13 protein-coding genes are annotated in these 18,762 nt (G+C 40.9%); 8 read left to right on the top strand and 5 right to left on the bottom strand.

Annotated elements, in window-relative coordinates; all coding sequences use genetic code 11:
* Positions 1-191: 191 nt before the first annotated feature.
* Both acs and F4W09_RS07410 read left to right on the top strand, forming a co-directional pair.
* Entirely contained in the window at positions 192-2,141 is a 1,950-nt protein-coding gene (gene acs / locus F4W09_RS07415) for an acetate--CoA ligase (protein WP_151504450.1), read from the top strand.
* A gap of 211 nt (positions 2,142-2,352) precedes the next feature.
* Positions 2,353-2,688: a hypothetical protein gene (locus tag F4W09_RS07410; protein ID WP_151504449.1), complete on the top strand. Its 336-nt coding sequence runs from the start codon at positions 2,353-2,355 to the stop codon at positions 2,686-2,688.
* Between the two features lie 151 nt (positions 2,689-2,839).
* Here F4W09_RS07410 and sfnG read toward each other — a convergent pair whose 3' ends face one another.
* Entirely contained in the window at positions 2,840-3,937 is a 1,098-nt protein-coding gene (sfnG, locus tag F4W09_RS07405; RefSeq protein ID WP_044738897.1) for a dimethylsulfone monooxygenase SfnG, read from the bottom strand.
* A 26-nt stretch (positions 3,938-3,963) separates the two neighbouring features.
* A complete protein-coding gene (msuE, locus tag F4W09_RS07400) occupies positions 3,964-4,698 on the bottom strand; it encodes an FMN reductase (RefSeq protein WP_016168814.1) in 735 nt (244 codons plus the stop codon).
* Positions 4,699-5,067: 369 nt separating this feature from the next.
* Between msuE and F4W09_RS07395 the strand changes: the two genes are divergently transcribed.
* Positions 5,068-5,718 (top strand): response regulator, encoded by a 651-nt coding sequence (locus tag F4W09_RS07395; RefSeq protein WP_016168813.1) that lies wholly within the window; start codon positions 5,068-5,070, stop codon positions 5,716-5,718.
* A gap of 64 nt (positions 5,719-5,782) precedes the next feature.
* Here the strand turns inward: F4W09_RS07395 and F4W09_RS07390 are convergent, their stop codons facing one another.
* Together F4W09_RS07390 and F4W09_RS07385 are read right to left on the bottom strand one after the other, a co-directional pair.
* Positions 5,783-6,550: a hypothetical protein gene (locus F4W09_RS07390; RefSeq protein ID WP_104441342.1), complete on the bottom strand. Its 768-nt coding sequence runs from the start codon at positions 6,548-6,550 to the stop codon at positions 5,783-5,785.
* 436 nt (positions 6,551-6,986) lie between these two features.
* The gene (locus F4W09_RS07385) at positions 6,987-10,478 is read right to left on the bottom strand and encodes a hybrid sensor histidine kinase/response regulator (protein ID WP_104441343.1); all 3,492 of its coding nucleotides are present in this window, start codon (positions 10,476-10,478) and stop codon (positions 6,987-6,989) included.
* 184 nt (positions 10,479-10,662) lie between these two features.
* On the opposite strand from F4W09_RS07385, the gene F4W09_RS07380 reads away from it, so the two are divergent.
* From F4W09_RS07380 to F4W09_RS07365, 4 genes are all read left to right on the top strand, one after another.
* Complete coding sequence (locus F4W09_RS07380; RefSeq protein WP_104441344.1) at positions 10,663-10,995, top strand: DUF485 domain-containing protein; 333 nt, start codon at positions 10,663-10,665, stop codon at positions 10,993-10,995.
* On the top strand, positions 10,995-12,710 hold the full coding sequence (locus F4W09_RS07375; RefSeq protein WP_104441345.1) for a cation acetate symporter: 1,716 nt from the start codon (positions 10,995-10,997) through the stop codon (positions 12,708-12,710). The genes F4W09_RS07380 and F4W09_RS07375 overlap by 1 nt, the downstream gene beginning before the upstream one ends.
* A 200-nt stretch (positions 12,711-12,910) precedes the next feature.
* The gene (locus tag F4W09_RS07370) at positions 12,911-13,594 is read left to right on the top strand and encodes an ion channel (protein ID WP_151504448.1); all 684 of its coding nucleotides are present in this window, start codon (positions 12,911-12,913) and stop codon (positions 13,592-13,594) included.
* Between the two features lie 168 nt (positions 13,595-13,762).
* Positions 13,763-15,736 carry a glycine betaine transporter gene (locus tag F4W09_RS07365; protein WP_151504447.1) on the top strand — a complete coding sequence of 658 codons (1,974 nt, stop codon included), beginning with the start codon at positions 13,763-13,765 and terminating at the stop codon, positions 15,734-15,736.
* A 51-nt stretch (positions 15,737-15,787) separates the two neighbouring features.
* Here F4W09_RS07365 and omp33-36 read toward each other — a convergent pair whose 3' ends face one another.
* Positions 15,788-16,666 carry a porin Omp33-36 gene (gene omp33-36, locus F4W09_RS07360; protein WP_044738904.1) on the bottom strand — a complete coding sequence of 293 codons (879 nt, stop codon included), beginning with the start codon at positions 16,664-16,666 and terminating at the stop codon, positions 15,788-15,790.
* Between the two features lie 1,061 nt (positions 16,667-17,727).
* On the opposite strand from omp33-36, the gene blaOXA reads away from it, so the two are divergent.
* The gene (gene blaOXA / locus F4W09_RS07355; protein WP_418655082.1) at positions 17,728-18,567 is read left to right on the top strand and encodes an OXA-1036 family carbapenem-hydrolyzing class D beta-lactamase; all 840 of its coding nucleotides are present in this window, start codon (positions 17,728-17,730) and stop codon (positions 18,565-18,567) included.
* Positions 18,568-18,762: the final 195 nt, after the last annotated feature.

Below are 18,762 nucleotides of genomic sequence, written 5' to 3'. Positions count from 1 at the left end.
ACTGATTCATCGAAAGTTTTTCTAGAACTTAGATTTCATCTTTTGAATTTAAGCTGTATAAATAATATACGACCAAAGCATGATTGCAGTGTCTAAAAAAGAGCCGTAATACTGCCCAGATGCAGCAATAAAAAATATATAACGTGGCATGCATCTCGTGATGAGATGGAGAAGATCAAGGAAGTATGAATATGAAAGAAGTCTATCCTGTTCCAGAAGAATTTAAGAAAACGGCGCGGACCAATGAAGCCGAATATTTTGAACGTTATCAGCAATCCATTGAGCATCCCGAAGATTTTTGGGCAGAGCAGGCTCACAAATTGGAGTGGATCACCCCATTCACCCAAGTCAAAAATACCAATTTTGATAAAGAGAACTTTAAAATTGAATGGTTTGCCGATGGTGAATTGAATGTCTGTGCCAACTGCTTAGACCGACATTTAAAAGAACATCCGTATAAACCTGCCATTATTTGGGAAGGAGATCATCCTTCACGGCATAAAATAATTTCTTATATGGAATTGCACGATGAAGTATGCCGTTTTGCCAATGTCTTAAAGAAAAATGGGGTAAAAAAAGGCGACCGCGTGGTGCTTTATATGCCGATGGTCTCTGAAGCAGCAATTTCAATGTTGGCTTGTGCACGTATTGGTGCTGTACATTGTGTGGTCTTTGGTGGTTTTTCTCCTGATTCTTTAGCCAGTCGAATAGAGGATAGTCAGGCCAAAGTCGTGATTACTGCTGACTCTGGCATGCGAGGTGGCAAACCGATTTTTCTGAAAGAGAATGTCGATGCTGCTTTGAGTCTGGCGGGTACGGAGTCGGTGCAAAATGTCATAGTGGTACACCGTACAGGTAATCCAATTGAGATGAAACCGCAGCGTGATTTGTGGTATCACATGGAAATTATGTCGGTGAATGATATTTGCCCGCCAGAACCCATGAAAGCTGAAGACCCGTTATTTATTTTATATACCTCGGGTTCGACAGGGAAACCAAAAGGAGTATTGCATACCACAGGGGGTTACTTGACCTATGTGAACAGTACTTTCCGTGAAGTATTCGATTTAAAACAAGATGATATTTTCTGGTGTACTGCTGATGTGGGCTGGATTACAGGACACTCCTACGTGATTTATGGACCACTTTCGAATGGTGCAACCACGGTCATGTTTGAAGGTGTCCCGCAATATCCAAGTTGGGCACGTACGGGGCATATCGTCGATAAGCATAATGTCACTATTTTATACACTGCACCTACGGCTATTCGTTCCATGATGCGTGAGGGTGATGCCTTTGTGCGAGAGAGTGATCGGAGTAGTTTACGTTTATTGGGTTCAGTAGGTGAACCGATTAATCCTGAAGCATGGAATTGGTATTACACCGTTGTCGGCGAAAGCCGCTGTCCGATTGTGGATACATGGTGGCAAACAGAAACGGGTGGTATTTTAATTTCCCCTTTACCTGGTGCAACGGATTTAAAACCGGGTTCGGCGACCCGTCCTTTGTTTGGGATTCAACCCGCTTTGGTTGATGCAGAGGGCAAAGAACTGGAAGGTGAGGCCGAAGGCAATCTGATTATTAAGGATTCTTGGCCAGGGCAAATGCGTACCATTTGGGGTGATCCAGCACGCTTTATTGAAGCCTATTTCTCGACTTATCCGGGCAGTTATTTTACAGGAGATGGGGCGAGAAGAGATAAAGATGGTTATTACTGGATTACGGGACGTGTGGATGATGTGTTGAATGTTGCAGGGCATCGTCTAGGCACGGCAGAAATTGAAAGTGCCTTGGTGGCACATGAGGCGGTTGCCGAAGCTGCCGTAGTGGGTATGCCGCATGAGATTAAAGGGCAGGGTATTTGTACTTTTGTGACTTTACAAGCAGATGTTCCTGAATCTGAAGAACTGAGAGCCGAGTTGGTGGCATGGGTACGCAAAGTGCTCGGTCCTGTTGCTACGCCAGATGCGTTACATTGGGCACCTGCTTTACCCAAAACCCGTTCGGGTAAAATTATGCGACGAATTCTCAGAAAGATTGCCGCGAATGAATTGGATAGTCTAGGTGACACCTCAACCTTGGCTGACCCACAGGTGGTAGAGGTTCTGATCGCCAATGTTTACTCGAAAGCCCCCTCTTAAGTCCGCTTGGATTGGGTTCTAAATATATAAAAATCTAAGGCAAGAAGTCGTGTAATACGCTGCTTCTTGCCGATCAGGTTAAATAATAATTTAACGTCTGGTTAAAACGAATCATTTTTAAGATTTTGTAAAGAAGATGTAAATATAAATTTTTTAAGTTGACGAGTTAGATTGAAATCTGTAGATTTTCTTTTTGTGAGGATCTTTTCAAATGATTTTTCAATCTATTTTGACCCAATTCCAAACGCTCTCTTCTGGCACTGATGCCTTCAAAAAACTCAAACAGCTTTGTGAGCAAAATATTCCGCTTGCCACAGATTCATCTGAACAAACCGCTTTATTCTTAATTTACGGATTTGCTAAAAATTACGTTTTACTCTACGAAGATCAAGCGGTCACATCTGAGTTTGCCCAAGCCGCCAAACAGCAGCTATTGGACTATATGTTGCAACTAGACAATGCAATTCAGACGGGTCAAAAAGACCAGATTTTGGACAGTTTGAATCAGGTAACCGCAGAATATATGCAAAGTTCTAGAGTATTTTAAGACCGAGTATTCAAACGGATATCACGGTGATTTAAATCTTATTTTATCCAAAAAAAATCCCCTAAGCCGAGCCTTAGGGGAAATTTGGTGTTGCCATGTTATTGTTATTATAGGTACATGAAATCAGTCTGCTTAAATTGTAATGCAACAATTAAGCAGACTTTGCTTGTACACGATGTTGTGCTTCAAGTTCACGGACCAAAGGCAACACCTTTGCGCCGAAGTATTCGACTTCTTCAATAAAATGTAAGAAGCCAGATAAAACCAGATCTACCCCCACTTGTTTTAACTCAATAATTCGCTGGGCAATCTGTTCAGGTGTACCAATCAGATTGGTTTTAAATCCATCGTTATATTGAACTAAGTCTTCAAAAGTCGATTTTGCCCAGTTGCCTTCGCCTTCTATCGTTGCGGCCCCTGCTTCACGTGTGGCATCACCAAAGGCATTAACGGCTGAAATATTGGCCTTGGCGATAATTTCCTGTAATACCGCTTGAGCCTCTTCTTCTGTATCACGGGCAATAATGAAGGCATTTACCCCAATTTTGACCTGATGACCATTTAGTTTGGCTTTCTCGCGAATATCATCAATTTGTTTTTTCAGTTCTTCGACGGTATTGCCATTGGTGAAATACCAGTCCGAAACACGGGCAGCCATATCACGTGCGGCACGAGAGCTTCCCCCTTGAAAGATTTCAATATGAGGTTGCTGCACAGGCTTTGGTTTTAAAGTGTAGTCATTAAATTGGTAATAACGGCCTTGAAAACTAAAATGATCCTGTGTCCAAATTCCTTTGAGGCTCCGAATGAATTCTTCTGAACGTGCATAACGTTGATCATGTTCGGGCCATTCTTCCCCAATGGCATCGAATTCACCTTTAAACCATCCGCTGACCACATTAATCGCAATGCGTCCTTGCGATAAGTGATCAATGGTGGCTAATTGTTTCGCAGCTAAAACAGGTTTCCAGGGACCAGGTAAAATCGCAGCAATAACTTTGAGTTTTTCTGTTTTAGCCAAGAGACCATGGCTAAAACTCACCGACTCATGTTGATTTTCTGCACCATAACCAGCGGTAAAGCGAATTTGAGTTAGTGCATACGCAAAACCATTTTGCTCAGCCGTTTGCGCCAAACGGACATTGTATTCATAACTCCAGTCAGTACGCTGTTCAATGTCACTAACGACCAAGCCACCACTGACATTGGGCACCCAATAAGCAAAAAGAACGTCATTATGTTGTGTCATGCGGAGACCCTCAAAAGGTTTAATTTTTATGCAACATGGCTTTGTAGCGGTTTTTTTGCATGGAGCCGAGATTCAGCCGCATCTAAACTTGGTACTGCGGCAGAAGGTAAAACTTCGGCCTGTTCAATTTGCGTATTAATGCCCAAAGTTTGATTAGCATGTTGGGATTTTTCTTTGATGACATCGGCACGTTGTCCTTTGGCTGGCGCCCATTCCAAAATTGGTAAGGCACGTGCAACAGCCAGAGTAATACGGTCACGCAACAGTTCACTGTGAATGGTGTATTCTGGAGTGAAATCACGGTCTGTGGCATACACGCCAATTGGAAGCGTTTGTGCTTGGAAAAAGCTAAACAGCGGACGTAGTTGGTGCTCCAATACCAAGGCATGACGGTCACTTCCGCCTGATGCAGCCAGTAATACAGGGACATCCACTAATGCGGTTTGCTCGACAAAGTCAAAGAAATGTTTGAAAAGTCCTGTAAATGAAGCACGATAAACAGGAGTCCCCACAATCAATGCATCGGCTGCTTCTACTGCCGCTAAATCATCTTGGATACGTTGTGGTAACTGATGGCGATAAATAGCGCCCCCTAATAAATGTCCAATTTCGCTGAACTTAATAAAATGTACATTGATTGGCGTGGCTTCACCCAGTTCATTCAGAATTTCTTGAACCAAAGCTTCGGTTTTAGAAGGTGTATTTAAACCACCTGAAACAGCGACAATATTGAGGGGTTTGGGTTGATGAGAAGATGACATAGTAAATAACCTAAAAGCAGTCTTAGAATGTTTACTATTTATCAACAGGAGCAAAGGCGCTGTAAAATAAGGAAAAACAGATTCATTATCTGATTTTAAGATATATCTAAAAAGGGTGAGATTTGTCGCAACAATCCTGATTAATTATTTGAATTTTCAATTTATATTGCAAATGAATAAGGATTTTTAACCTGAGAATTAGATTTATAGTAAATTCAGATTTGTTTTTCGACTTTTTTGAAAAACTTTATACGGGTGATTTCCCTATTTTTTGTAGTTATTTAAAAAATAGTTAATATTTGCATATCCTTAAGGGCACATGTATGGTTAGAATAAGAATTACTGTGCACTAGATCTCTTACGCTGCTTATGAATATTTTAATCGTTGATGATCATCCGTTGTTTCGTCATGCTTTGATTCAAGCCGTTCGCTATAGCTTACCTCAAGCCCAAATTAATGAGACTGCCGCAGTAAATGAATTTTATGAACGTTTAGAAAAAGGTCCTGAACCTGATTTGGTCTTATTAGACTTAAATTTACCTGGTGCTTCAGGTTTTTCTGCATTGGTTCATGTTCGTGCACAATACCCATCGCTGCCGATTATTGTGGTTTCTGCGCATGAGGAAGTGTCAATTATCCAGCGTGCCATTGCGCATGGTGCTATGGGCTATATTCCGAAGTCAGCACATCCGAGTCACATTGGTGAGGCGATTCGCCAAGTCCTAGAAGGTGAAATTTGGTTACCACCAAATTTGCCAACCAATACGAGTTTTGACCCTCGTGCAGCAGATGAAACTGAATTGGCAGAGCGTATTCAATCGCTTACGCCACAACAGTTCCGCGTGTTAATGATGGTTGCGGAAGGTTTGCTCAACAAGCAGATTGCCTATGAACTAGATGTATCAGAAGCTACGATTAAAGCGCACGTGACTGCCATTTTCCGTAAATTAGGCGTGCAGAATCGTACTCAGGCGGTCTTGGCCATTAATGCGCTGAATATTGATGAAAAGAAAATGTAATGCTGTGAAGTACAAAAAATAAAGACCTTTTAGAGGTCTTTATTTTTATCTGTATAAAATGGTTTTAAGCTAAAAAGTCTTGTTTGTGCATGGTATTGTCACAATAAAGTGGGTTGAGTGCACATTCCAATTCATCAATTTGTTCTTGGTTAATATAACCTTTCGATTTTAAATATTCCGCGACGCGATCATCGCGTAGACTCAAAAATGCAGCGTCATAGACGCCCAAATCTACAAACAATGCAGCAGTTTCCAAACTGTTGAAGCGGTCGAGATAGATTTGATTGTCATACATTAAAAAGATGTGATCATATGGATCATTTACATCGACCATCAGCCAATTTGCTAATTCCATTGGTGGCGTTTTAATAAACAGTAGATCGGACAGTTCATCGAATTGACTGGTGTCTAATTGGTCTAAATTGGTTTTGACTTTACCTAACCATGCTTTGAATACTAGTACAGCACCTCCGCGAAGTAACATACTCCAAATTTGGTGACGAACAGCAGGATTTAAATTACGTGTCTCGGTTTGAAGTAACTGCAACAGTTTTTCTTCCTGTTGAGTTAGTTTTTCAAAGAGTCCTAGCCCTTGTGGTTTATATTCGGCAGGGGTAAATACATCAAAATTGAGTTCATCAAAAACTTGTAGCGCAAGTGGGACGGCATTTTGATAGAGGGTATTTAGTGCTTCAACATGAGTGGGGGTAATTTTACTTTGTTCAAAAACATGATTCCAATCAATATCGGGCAATAGTGCATTTACACCATAAAGTCGATGAAACTGTTGTGCTTGATGTAAATCATGTGGAACCATTTCAGAAATATTCATTGAGGTCTCCTGAAAGCTTGTGCAATGTGGGCGAGCATTGACAATTGAACTATTGGTCTTGTGAATTTTTTGCTCGAGGGATGTCCTCATTTATGGAATTTCTGCCTTGGAAAATGTATAAGACTAAAGTCGTATATGGTGGAAAATAAGTAATAAATATCAATAAAATGATGAAGTTGAAATTTTGTAACTAAGTGTACAACTGTGCATTAATGTAACCTGAATGAATCTGCCATAGCCAAAAAAATAAAATGCGAGAATGACTCCCTAATTTTTTATAATTTTATTATTTTCATTGAGTTAATTTTATATATGAGAGCAGCATATGAAGTCAGTTAAAAGTTTTTGTCCTTACTTAAGGTCATATTTGGCATTTTAAAGCAAAATGGTGTATTCAGAATGCTCTGAATACACCATCCTGTAAGTATTAAGACGCTTAGTCGCTGGAAATTTTTAGCCCAGATAACCATGATCGTAGAGATGCAGGTTTTAAAGGTTTTCTTAACAAGACAATATTGAGTTCTTTTAAGGTCTGTGGCAACTCTGGATCAGAGTCTGCTGTAATGAGTGCGACAGGTACTTTTTCCTGACGATTTTGTAAAATAAAGTCCAACCCCATTTTATCGTCATTTAAATGTTGGTCGACCAACCAGACTTGAATGTTTTCTTGTTGAATCAGGGCAAAAGCTTGTTCGGGTTCAGTGGCTTTAAACACTTGATAGCCCCATTTGGTCAGTAAGGTACTCATACCTTCCAAAATGGTTTCATCATTATCCAAACATAGAATCTTATAGGCTTTGGTTTTCAAGGGCACCGCTTGTATAGGAGTTGCAATGACCTTAGGTGCTGCGACCACAGGCACTTCAATCATGAAGCAAGAACCTTTGCCCAGCTCGGAATAGACATGTACTGGATAATCTAATAGCCCCGTCATGCGTTGTACAATAGCCAAACCTAGTCCCAGACCTTGTTCACCCCAAGGGGAGGTATGTCCGCAACGCTCAAACTCTTGAAACAGCTTAATTCGTTGTTCTTCGGCAATGCCTGGCCCTGTGTCCCAAACCCCAATCCGAATATGCTGTGGACGTTCTGAATCGCGCAGTACACCCACAATGACACGTCCTTTGGCGGTATAGCGTAGTGCATTACTGACAAAGTTCTGAATAATACGGCGAATCCATTGCGGGTCAGTATCAATCCAGAACTGAGCATCATGTACATGTAGTTGAATACCGCGTTGTGCTGCAATCGACTTAAACTGTAATTCTAAGTCGCTTAACAAGTCATGTAGTGGGTAGGCTTGACGTTTCGGTTGAATCGTACCGCCTTCTAAGCGGGCAATATCCAATAATGCCGACAACATACTTTCTGCTCCATGCAAAGCTCGGTCCAGTTGTTGTAAGGTTTTACGGTCTTCTTCAGATTGAACACTTTGTTCCAACGCCGTACTGAACAAGCGTGCAGCATGCATGGGCTGTAACAGGTCGTGACTGGCTGCGGCAATAAATCGGCTTTTCGACATATTGGCTTTATCGGCCTGCTCCCGTGCCAACTGTTGTTCTGTCAAAGCATCGGCAAGCTGTTGGGTACGATCTTGCACCCGTGCCTCTAACATCGCTTCATTTTCTCGGAATGCAGTAATGTCGGCGAAGGTCGTCACAAATCCCCCGCCTTCAATCGGATTGCCACGCATTTGAATGACACGACCATCTTTACGAATTCGTTCAAACTCGTGTGCACTGCCGACTTTCATCCAGTGAATACGTTTACGCACATGTTCTTCCACCGACCCTGGTCCACATTCACCACGCTCTGCGTTATAGCGAATTAAATCGGCAATTGGACAACCGACATAAGCCAGATCTTTAGGATAATCAAATAATTTAAGATATTGGTTATTCCATGCCACTAAGCACATGTTTTCATCCACCACACTCACACCTTGGGTCATGTGGTCGATCATGGTCATAATCAGGTTTTGATTAAAACGTTGCCATTGAGAGGCTTGGTCTAAGATGTTCGCTACTTGCCCTAAAGCTAAGCCATTATTGACCATTGCAGTCGTCAATAAGGTACGTGCAGATGCTGCACCAATGGTGCCAGCCAAATACTGTTCCGTAAAGCGCCACCACATGCCATTGGCGCTGCTGTTGGCATTTAAAACGACATTGTTTTGTTGACAGAATTGTTCAAATGCTCGGGTTGCAGGCCCATCTCCAGTAATGCGTTTAGCTAAGGTAATTAAGTCTGCAACTTTTAAGCGTGCGACATCATGATGTAAATAGTTGATTTCAGAAGATGTATTTTGAGCAGGTAGTGGTTTGGTTTCATAATAAAAGAAACTTTCTGCTTGAATTTGTTCTGCAATACTTGGTCTGAAAATACGAGAAATCCATATATATAACAGAATGTTAAGACCCAAAGCCCAAATGACGCCATGGGTTAAGGGCGCAAAAGATTCAAAACCCAGTAGGGCTTCAGGGCGTAACCAGCTTAGACCGAATGGGCCATGGAGTAAGAACTGCATGGTGAAGGTGGTATAATCTTCAGGGAAGCTGCGTAATATGGTGGGCAGCAGTAGGGTGTAAGCCCACATCATAAAACCAACAATTAAGCCTGCATAAACGCCTTGTTTACTCCCACCACGCCAATACAAACCTCCAATTAAGGCTGGGGCAAATTGTGCTACCGCACTAAAAGCCAATAAACCAAATACAGAGAGCTGATCAATATCGTTGAAGAAATGAAAGAATAAAAAGCCCAACAGCATGACCGCTAAGATACAGACCCGACGGGTAAATTTCAGCACCAAAGGCATGCGTTTATCATGTCGAGAAAGAAAATTGAAGCGCCATAGAGCTGGCATGATCAGGTCATTACTGAGCATGATAGACAAGGCAACTGAAGATACTAACAACATGCCTGTTGAGGCAGAAAATCCACCCAAAAATGCCAAGATAGTGAGCCAATCCTGCTGATAACTAATTGGCAGTGAGAGTACTGCAACATCGGGAATTGCTAAATACTCAGGTGCAGCATGTAATGCCCAACTGGCAATCGGAATAATTGCCAGTGTGGTGAGAATAAGATAAATGGCAAACCAGCGACGCGCGCCACGAATATGTTTTTCATCCCGTAGTTCGACCACAGCAACATGGAATTGGCGGGGTAAACAGATGATGGCTAAGGCGGCTAATAGCGTTTGAATCCAGAAGGTTTCGGGTACGCCAAAGAGTTGGACATCTTTGAAGGTTTTGCCGACATCATGTGAAATTTGCCCAAGGTTTTCAGGTTCAGCAAAAACGAAGAAAATGGCCACGCACAGCAAGGCGAATAATTTGACGAAAGATTCAAACGCTACAGCCAGCATTAATCCACCATGCTGCTCGGTATTGGCGATTTGTCGCGTTCCGAAAATCATGGCCAAAATAGCCAGAATGCCCGTCAGAAAAAGCACACTATTGGTGGTGCTTTCCAGCCCTGTGTTTTGCTGCAAAATAACGGTTGCACTCAAAGCAATCGCACGGAGTTGCAGCGCGAGGTAAGGAATAATAGCAATTACTGCTAAAATGGTGACCAGTGAAGCCAAAGGTCCACTTTTACCATAGCGTGCTGCCATAAAGTCAGCAATTGAAGAAATCGCATGGTGTTGACGCACACGACCAAGTCTACGCCAAATGTCATAACCCAGCGCAACAAACAGTAAAGGGCCTAAATAAATTGGCAGGAAGATAATGCCTTCACGAACTGCGGCACCTGTTGCACCGTAAAATGTCCATGAAGAACAATACACTCCTAAAGTTAAGCTAAACAACAGCATCCGGCCACGTGTGCTTAGACGAGTTGCATGTTTCTCCCCATAGAAAGCGCAAATAAAAAGTAATACGATATAAAGTGCGAGAACACCAATAATAAGCCAACTGTTCATAGTGCTGAATTGTCCCGAGTTACGGGCTTATCATAGCCTATTCAAGTTCGTGTCAGTTTGATTTGCTTAAAATTTAACGACCAAAGTCTAAATTACAAGAACCCTACAACATTGTTAAGTTTGTATACGAAATAATTCAAATTAAAAATGCGTCTATGGCTGGACGCTTCACAGGAGCAAGATTATGGATGAGGTTCAGGTAAACCAAATTCTGCAAAATCCCAAATTTAAGGAAATGGTCAGTCGCAAAAGTAAACTCAGCTGGACACTGACGGTCATTATGTTGGTTGTGTACGTTGGTTTTATGCTGTTGGTCGGCTATAACAAAGAGTTTTTAATGACTTCCTTTAGTGGTGGTGTTACCACGATTGGTATGCCATTGGGTCTAAGCATTATTGTATTATCTTTTGTTTTATGTGGTGTGTATTCGTATATCGCGAATAACAAACTTGATGCATTAAATGAAGAAGCAATGCGTGAAGTCGAAGCAATTGCGCATGAGAAAGGACAGCACTAATGAAATGGAATTCATTGAAAGCACTTACAGTTGCTGCAACAACCCTAATGGCTTCAGGTGTCGCACTAGCAAGTCCAGACTTAGGTGCAGCAGAACAGCAAGCAACTAACTGGCATGCCATCATCATGTTTGCCATTTTTGTCGGCTTTACCTTGTTTATTACCAAATGGGCGGCAAAACAAACCACCAACACTGCAGACTTCTATACAGCAGGTGGCGGAATTTCAGGTTTCCAAAATGGTTTAGCGATTGCGGGTGACTATATGTCCGCGGCGTCATTCTTGGGTATTTCTGCAATGGTTTTCAGCTCAGGTTTTGACGGCTTGCTGTATTCATTGGGTTTCATGGTGGGTTGGCCAGTTGTATTGTTCTTGGTGGCTGAACGTCTACGTAATTTAGGTAAGTTCAACTTATCTGACGTGGTGTCATTCCGTTTGGCGGAAAAACCAGTACGTACACTTGCAGCAATCAGTTCATTAGTTGTGGTTGCATTCTATCTGATCGCTCAGATGGTGGGTGCAGGTCAGTTGATCAAACTTTTATTTGGTTTGAACTACAACATTGCTGTAGTGATTGTTGGTCTTCTGATGATGGCTTACGTAATCTTCGGTGGAATGTTGGCAACGACTTGGGTACAGATTATTAAAGCGGTAATGCTTTTATCTGGCGCTTCATTTATGGCATTCATGGTCATGAAAGGCGTAGGTTTTAGCTTCGCTGAAATGTTCTCTCAATCGATTGATGTTTTTGCAAAAGTACATGAAATTACTGTAGCTGAAGCAGGTAACATCATGGGCCCTGGTAAACTTGCAGCGAATCCAATTGATGCGATTTCTTTAGGTCTTGCATTGATGTTCGGTACAGCAGGTCTTCCACACATCTTAATGCGTTTCTTTACCGTTAAAGATGCAAAAGAAGCACGTAAATCAGTAGTTGTGGCAACAGGTTTCATTGGTTATTTCTATCTTTTAACTTTCATCATCGGCTTTGGTGCGATCCTTTATGTATCGAACAACCCACAGTTCCTTGATGTTGCGAAAATGGCAATGACTGGCAAGCTTGAGCTTGTTGGTGGTAACAACATGGCTGCGGTTCACTTGTCTGATGCATTGGGCGGTGACTTGTTCATGGGCTTCATTTCAGCAGTAGCATTTGCAACGATTCTTGCAGTAGTTGCAGGTTTGACATTGTCTGGTGCTTCAGCAATTTCTCATGACTTGTATGCAAACGTATTCAAGAAAGGTCAAACGACTCCTGAATCTGAACTTCGCATGTCTAAAATTGCAACTTTAGGTTTAGCTATTTTTGCCATGATTTTGGGTATTTTGTTCGAAAAACAAAACGTTGCCTTCATGGTTGGTTTAGCATTCTCTGTAGCTGCATGTGCGAACTTCCCAGTGCTTGTATTATCAATGTTCTGGAAAGGCTTAACGACACGTGGTGCAGTAATTGGCGGTTTGGTGGGTCTAATCACTGCGGTGGTACTCATTGTCTTAGCGAAAGCAGTTTGGGTAGATACTTTGGGTATTTCTGATACGCCAATCAACCCATTCAATGGTCCTGCAATCTTTGCTATGCCATTGGCATTCTTCTGCTGCTGGTTGTTCTCTGTGACAGATAATTCTGCACGTGCCCAAGCAGAACGTAAAGCATTTGATGCACAGTATGTACGTTCGATGACAGGTGTTGGTATTTCAGGCGCGTCTGATCACTAATTCTGAATCAAATAATAAAAAAGCTCCGTCAGGGGCTTTTTTATTGTGTACTCAAAGTTGTCAAATAATGAATACCGAATACCTGCTAGACCCAGCCCACTAAATACGCTAAAACAGAATAAGCAAAATAAAAGATTTCTCAAAAATAAGTACAAACAAATGTTTGAAGTGTTCCCATCAATTGAATAAGGCAGGTGGATATGCAAGTGATGATCGACTTCTGGAAAGGACTTCGTTTATTGCCATCGGCATGGTTATTGTTGGTTCAATTCTGTATGTTGTGGTTGTCGATCATGGGATACCGTGGGTTGTCATATCGGGCATTTATGTGGTGTCTGGGGGTATTGGCTTTACTGATTATTGCCAAAGTGATTCGACAAACGCCCGTTTATACTTTTCTGGGCTTAAGCTTTGTTGGAGGGGCTTTTATTTTTTCCTTTCTGATTTTATTGGGCTTTGACACCATCACGATACAGGTAATTGCACACAGTTTTGAAAGTTTGGCTTATTTTTTGGCTGCCTATGGTTTGGTACGCTATATGTTTGCAGACCGTTATTTAACCAAAGATGAAATGTTTGCAGCAGGTGCTGTGTTTACCCTAATGGCTTGGGGATTTGCATTTTTATATAACATTTGTCAACTTCTGATTCCCCATAGTTTCCAAAGTCCAACGTCGGGTCTGCAATCTTGGTTGAACCTGTTATTTTTAAGTTTTAGTTTACAGTCGGCGACAGGACTGTCCGATATTATGCCCATGACGCCCGCCGCACGTATTTTAGCGATATTGCAAATGTTTTGTGGTGTCATGTATTTAGCCTTAATTGTCTCCAGACTGATTGCACTACAATATATTCGGCATGACCCACGACATAATAATGAATAATGCAACGCGATAAATCGTTACAGGAATTGAACTGCCCCAACAGACAGAATTTATTATCATTATCAAGAATCGTTAAAATTTAACATATTCATTTCTTAATAAGATCCGCGAAATTAACCGAATTGGTTTCATCTTTTTTACATCTATAAAAATCTTCTGGGGGAAATTATGCCTTCCATCAAGACGTCTCCATTTGCCAATGTCAAACGGAATGTATTTTTAAGTACTGTTGCGATTATCGCGCTATTTTTGGCGCTCATTTTATTCGATCCAAGCGGTTTTGAACGCTTAACCAAGCATTTGAATCAATGGATTATTGATTCTTTTAGCTGGTTTTATGTTTTAGCCGTTGCCTTTTTTCTGATTTTATTGATTTTCATTGCCATATCGGACATGGGTAAAATTAAACTGGGACCTGAGCATAGTAGCCCCGAATACAGTAAAGGCTCTTGGTTTGCCATGCTGTTTACCGCTGGTATGGGGATTGGGCTGATGTTTTTTGGCGTGGCTGAACCCGTCATGCATTATGTCAGCCCACCGACTGGGGAAGGGGAAACGTTAGCCTCGGCACAGCAAGCGATGCGGATTACTTTTTTCCATTGGGGTTTGCATGCATGGGCTATTTATGCGCTGGTGGGATTATCATTGGCTTATTTTTCCTTTCGGCATAATTTGCCGCTAAAAGTCCGTTCAGCATTGTATCCATTGGTTGGCAAAAAAATATATGGTCCTGTAGGGGACGCGGTTGATACTTTTGCCACTTTGGGCACGATTTTCGGGGTAGCCACCACACTCGGTTTTGGGGTCACGCAAATTAACTCTGGCTTGAATTACTTATTCGGTATTCAGCAAAGTGTGGCTATTCAAGTGGGGCTGATTGTCTTTGTCAGCTTTTTAGCATCCTTATCGGTCGGTTTGGGGCTAGATAAAGGGATTAAGCGACTGTCTGAGTTGAATTTGATTCTCGCTTTAGTTTTGCTTTTATTCGTTTTTTTCGCCAGTTCCTCAATTTATATCCTACAAACCACGATTCAAAATGCTGGGCAATATGTATCTAACCTGTTTAGCATGACGTTTAATTTATATGCCTATCAACCCAATGGCTGGATTGGCGGGTGGACCATTATGTACTGGGCATGGTGGATTTCATGGTCGCCATTTGTCGGAATGTTTATTGCCCGAGTCTCTCGTGGGCGCAGTATCCGAGAGTTCATTGTTGGTGTGTTGTTTATTCCGACGGGTTTTACTTTAATCTGGATGGGTTTTATGGGGAATGCGGCGCTGTTCAGTATTCTTCATGATGGGCAAACTTCCTTAATTGCAGCAGTCCAGCGTGATTCATCTGTAGCATTGTTTGAGTTTTTGACCCATCTTCCCTTTGTTCAAATTTCGAGTCTGATAGCCACGGTATTGGTGGTACTGTTCTTTGTCACTTCAGCTGACTCAGGCTCTCTCGTGATTGATTATTTAACTGCTGAAAATGAGAACTCACCTTTATGGCAGCGATTATTTTGGACAGTTTTAATTGCATTGCTTTCGATTATTCTCTTGATGGCGGGTGGCCTAGCGGCATTGCAATCGGCCACAATTATGAGTGCTTTGCCATTTACCTTAATTATGCTATTGATGAGTTGGGGCTTAATCAAAGCGCTCAGTTTAGATTTGACCAAAATGCAAGCACTACAAGAAGCACGGATTACTCCACGAGCCATTCAAAATCCACGCAGTTGGCAACAGCGTTTGGGGCTGATAATGCATTACCCGCATACCCAACAAGAAGTTGAACAATTTATACAACAAAATGTACAAAATGCTTTTCTACAAGTACAAAAGGAATTTCAGCGTCGTCAACTTGAAGTGACCATTCGACCCGTCGAACAGGGATTGCAACTGCGTGTTGATCATCACAACGAAATCAATTTTATTTATCAGGTGGTTTCACATGAAACTCAACCGCCGAGTTTTATGGCAGATACACGAGAGCAAGATCAGCCGTTTTATCAAGCCGAAGTTTTCTTGCGGGAAGGTGGTCAAAATTATGATGTGATGGACTGGACCTTGGAAGATTTACTGCAAGATATTATTGATCAGTATGAACGTCATTTACATTTCTTGAGTTTGGTGCGTAGCCCGAATGCATAAGCATAAAAAAGGACGCATGTAGCGTCCTTTTTTGATTCCGTGTCTAATCAATTAGAAACGGAATTTAGCATTTAAGCCAACAGTTTGCGTATCAAGATCAACATCTTTTGCATTCGCATTAACATAGCTTGCACCTACAGCAACTGCTGGAGTGATGAAGTAGTTTACGTTTGCGCCCCAAGCAGAGTCAGGTGTGTTGTCAAAGCTTGATTTTACATAAGAAGCACCAACGCTAAGTTTTGGTGTTACATATAAATCAGTTTTGAATTGGTAAGCTGTGTCATCACCATAAACGATGCCAGACTCGAAACCTACAGCCATGTTTGTGCCGTCAATGTTACCTACATATTTAGTACGTGCAGTGATTGCATCTTGGTCATCACCAATAGTTGCAGTTTCACCTACAGCACTAACTACACCTTTGCTCATTACATTAAATGCATCTAAAGCAAATTGGTCAGCAACGCTGGTATAACCTACAGCAACCAAGAAATTCGGAGCAGCTAAAGCACCAAGTTCTAATGCATAACGGTCGCCTTGATCGTCAGAAGCATTGTTGTTTTTGCTGTCTAGAATTGTATGGCTGTAAGACGCGCTTGCATATACAGGTACAAATTTAGTTGGTACATAAGCTTCAGCTTTAGCGCCATAGTTGTGAGCAGTAACATCAAAACCGTTCGAACCTAATTCAGCATAGTTATATGCCAAAGAAACATTAGACGCTTGGTTTAAGAAAGCTGCTTCAGCTAAAGGACCTTTAGAAGAATCTACATCTTTAAAGTAGTAAGTACCTTGCACACCGCCAGTAAAGTCTTTGTCGTTTGCTGCAGATGCATCGATGTACTCAGACTGACCTTGTACTTCGAATTGGTATGCTTGAGCACCGGTCATGGCTAATAATAAAGCAGTGGCTAAACCGAGTTTTTTCATGAGTGTTACCAGTTTGTTAGAATGGATTAAACAAGTGGCATTGTATTGTAACAATTTATTTAGTCAATTAAGTGTATGTTACAGAGTGCAGTGGGTTTTAATCTAAAAAGAAAATGTATAGAAATTAGACAAATGGAAAAAAATGTGTCAACCTTTAAAAAAAGACAAGGATAACAATTGAATAAGTGCATTCTTTCCTAAATTTTCGGTACAATAACAGTGTGGAATTAGATGGCTCTTTGATTGTAAAAAAGAATAATTTGTTAATATGTGATTGCCAAAAACAATGATAAATTTCATTAAATTGAAGCAAAATTTTGTAATTCATTTCAAATATTCGCTCAAAATTTAATTAAATATTACTATAAATGTAACAATTGGACTTTTTATAAGCTATTTTCTTTTATTAGTGTGACATGGTTCTCTTTATCTGTATTAAATGTGTTTTTATATAAAACAAAGCGATTCAATCGGCTTTACTTCTGAACAAAAGAGGGACATAATAATTGAGTAATCAGATCATGTTTCATAGAAATAGTGTGATACCTGCCTGATTCTCCACAAAAAGTTTTTAGTTTATCGCCCAACTTTCCCCAAGGTTGGGCTTTTTTTTCTTTTAAAAACATGATTTTTAATTTGAAAATATCAACATTCAGAGAAGGATTAAGGTATTGCATGAGCCATAGATTGAGTGATTACAAGTCAGTCAAATGATCTAATTACATTTTAACTAGGGTAATGAGTGTGAATATGATAGATCAAGCCAGTATTTTGAATTATTTTCGCACCAAAATGATGCAGTTATTCTTTTGATTTGCGTGAATTTAATGTTGAGATTTAATTGCATAAGCAAAAAAAATCCCAGTTTAAATAAATAAACTGGGATTTTTTTGCCAAAAAACAGGGAAATTTAAAAATATCTGCTGAGGATGAAATTAAAAACGCCCTAATGTTGTGCATTATGCACCATAATGGATCAAAAGTAAACAAATTCAATGGAATTTATTCCGTTTGGTCAAAATCTGGCTATGATAGGTTTAAAAGTGATAGGACAAGTCAGGATGTGGATGCTAAAAGCGATATCTTGTTCAGTTTTAAGCTGGATGCTGTTAAGTGCATGCAGTCAGCAACCTCTTAAGGACCAAATGCAGCAGCCATTGATGATGCAACAACCACGGTTAGCTGAGTTGAATCATATGTTTCAAGCAGTGGGCAGTGCGGTAGTTTTTGTTACTTATGATGGGGAAAAATTGCAGCGTTTTGGCAATGATTTGCAAAGAGCTGAAACTGCCTATATACCTGCTTCAACTTTTAAAATGTTAAATGCTTTAATTGGTTTACAGCAGCGTAAAACCACGACCACTGAAGTATTTTTATGGGATGGAAAAGCACGCGCAATGAAAAGTTGGGAACGGGATATGACTTTGGCTGAGGCGATGCAAGTCTCAGCAGTTCCCATCTATCAAACCTTGGCTCGACGCATTGGTCTGCCGTTGATGCAAAAAGAGCTTCATCGAGTTGGTTATGGAAATGCTCAGATTGGTACACAGGTCGACCGTTTTTGGTTAGATGGACCCTTAAAAATTACACCGCAACAAGAAGCTGAATTTGCTTATAGACTTGCGACCCAGACCTTACCTTTTGATGCACATGTGCAACAAGAGGTGAAACAAATGCTTTATGTGGAGCGTCGTGGTGTTGCTAAGTTGTATGCTAAGTCAGGATGGGGAGCCGATGTAAAACCTCAGGTGGGTTGGTATGTGGGATGGGTGGAACAGCCCAATGGCAAAATTTTGGCCTTTGCTTTAAATATGCATATACAGAATGAGCAGCAATTGGCAATGCGTAAACAGCTCACCCTAGATGCTTTAGATAAACTTGGTATCTTTCCTTATTTATAAAAATAAAAGACATACAATAGACGAGGTAATGAGATGAAAGCAGCCTAAGTTTGTTTACGAGTGCTTAATTGTTTATGTTAAATTTAAATACCTCAACACGAAGTCAAACTAACAAATTAAAATATCATTTTCAGAGTTGCATCTTTTATAAAGGTTGTGGTTTAACTGTAAAGACGCAACGTAGAGAAATTTAAT

Origin of the sequence: Acinetobacter tandoii, assembly GCF_008867985.1 — a bacterium.
Taxonomy (GTDB): domain Bacteria; phylum Pseudomonadota; class Gammaproteobacteria; order Pseudomonadales; family Moraxellaceae; genus Acinetobacter; species Acinetobacter tandoii.
The sequence above is the reverse complement of the archived record's forward strand: the minus strand, read 5'-3'. Positions and strand labels throughout refer to the sequence as shown.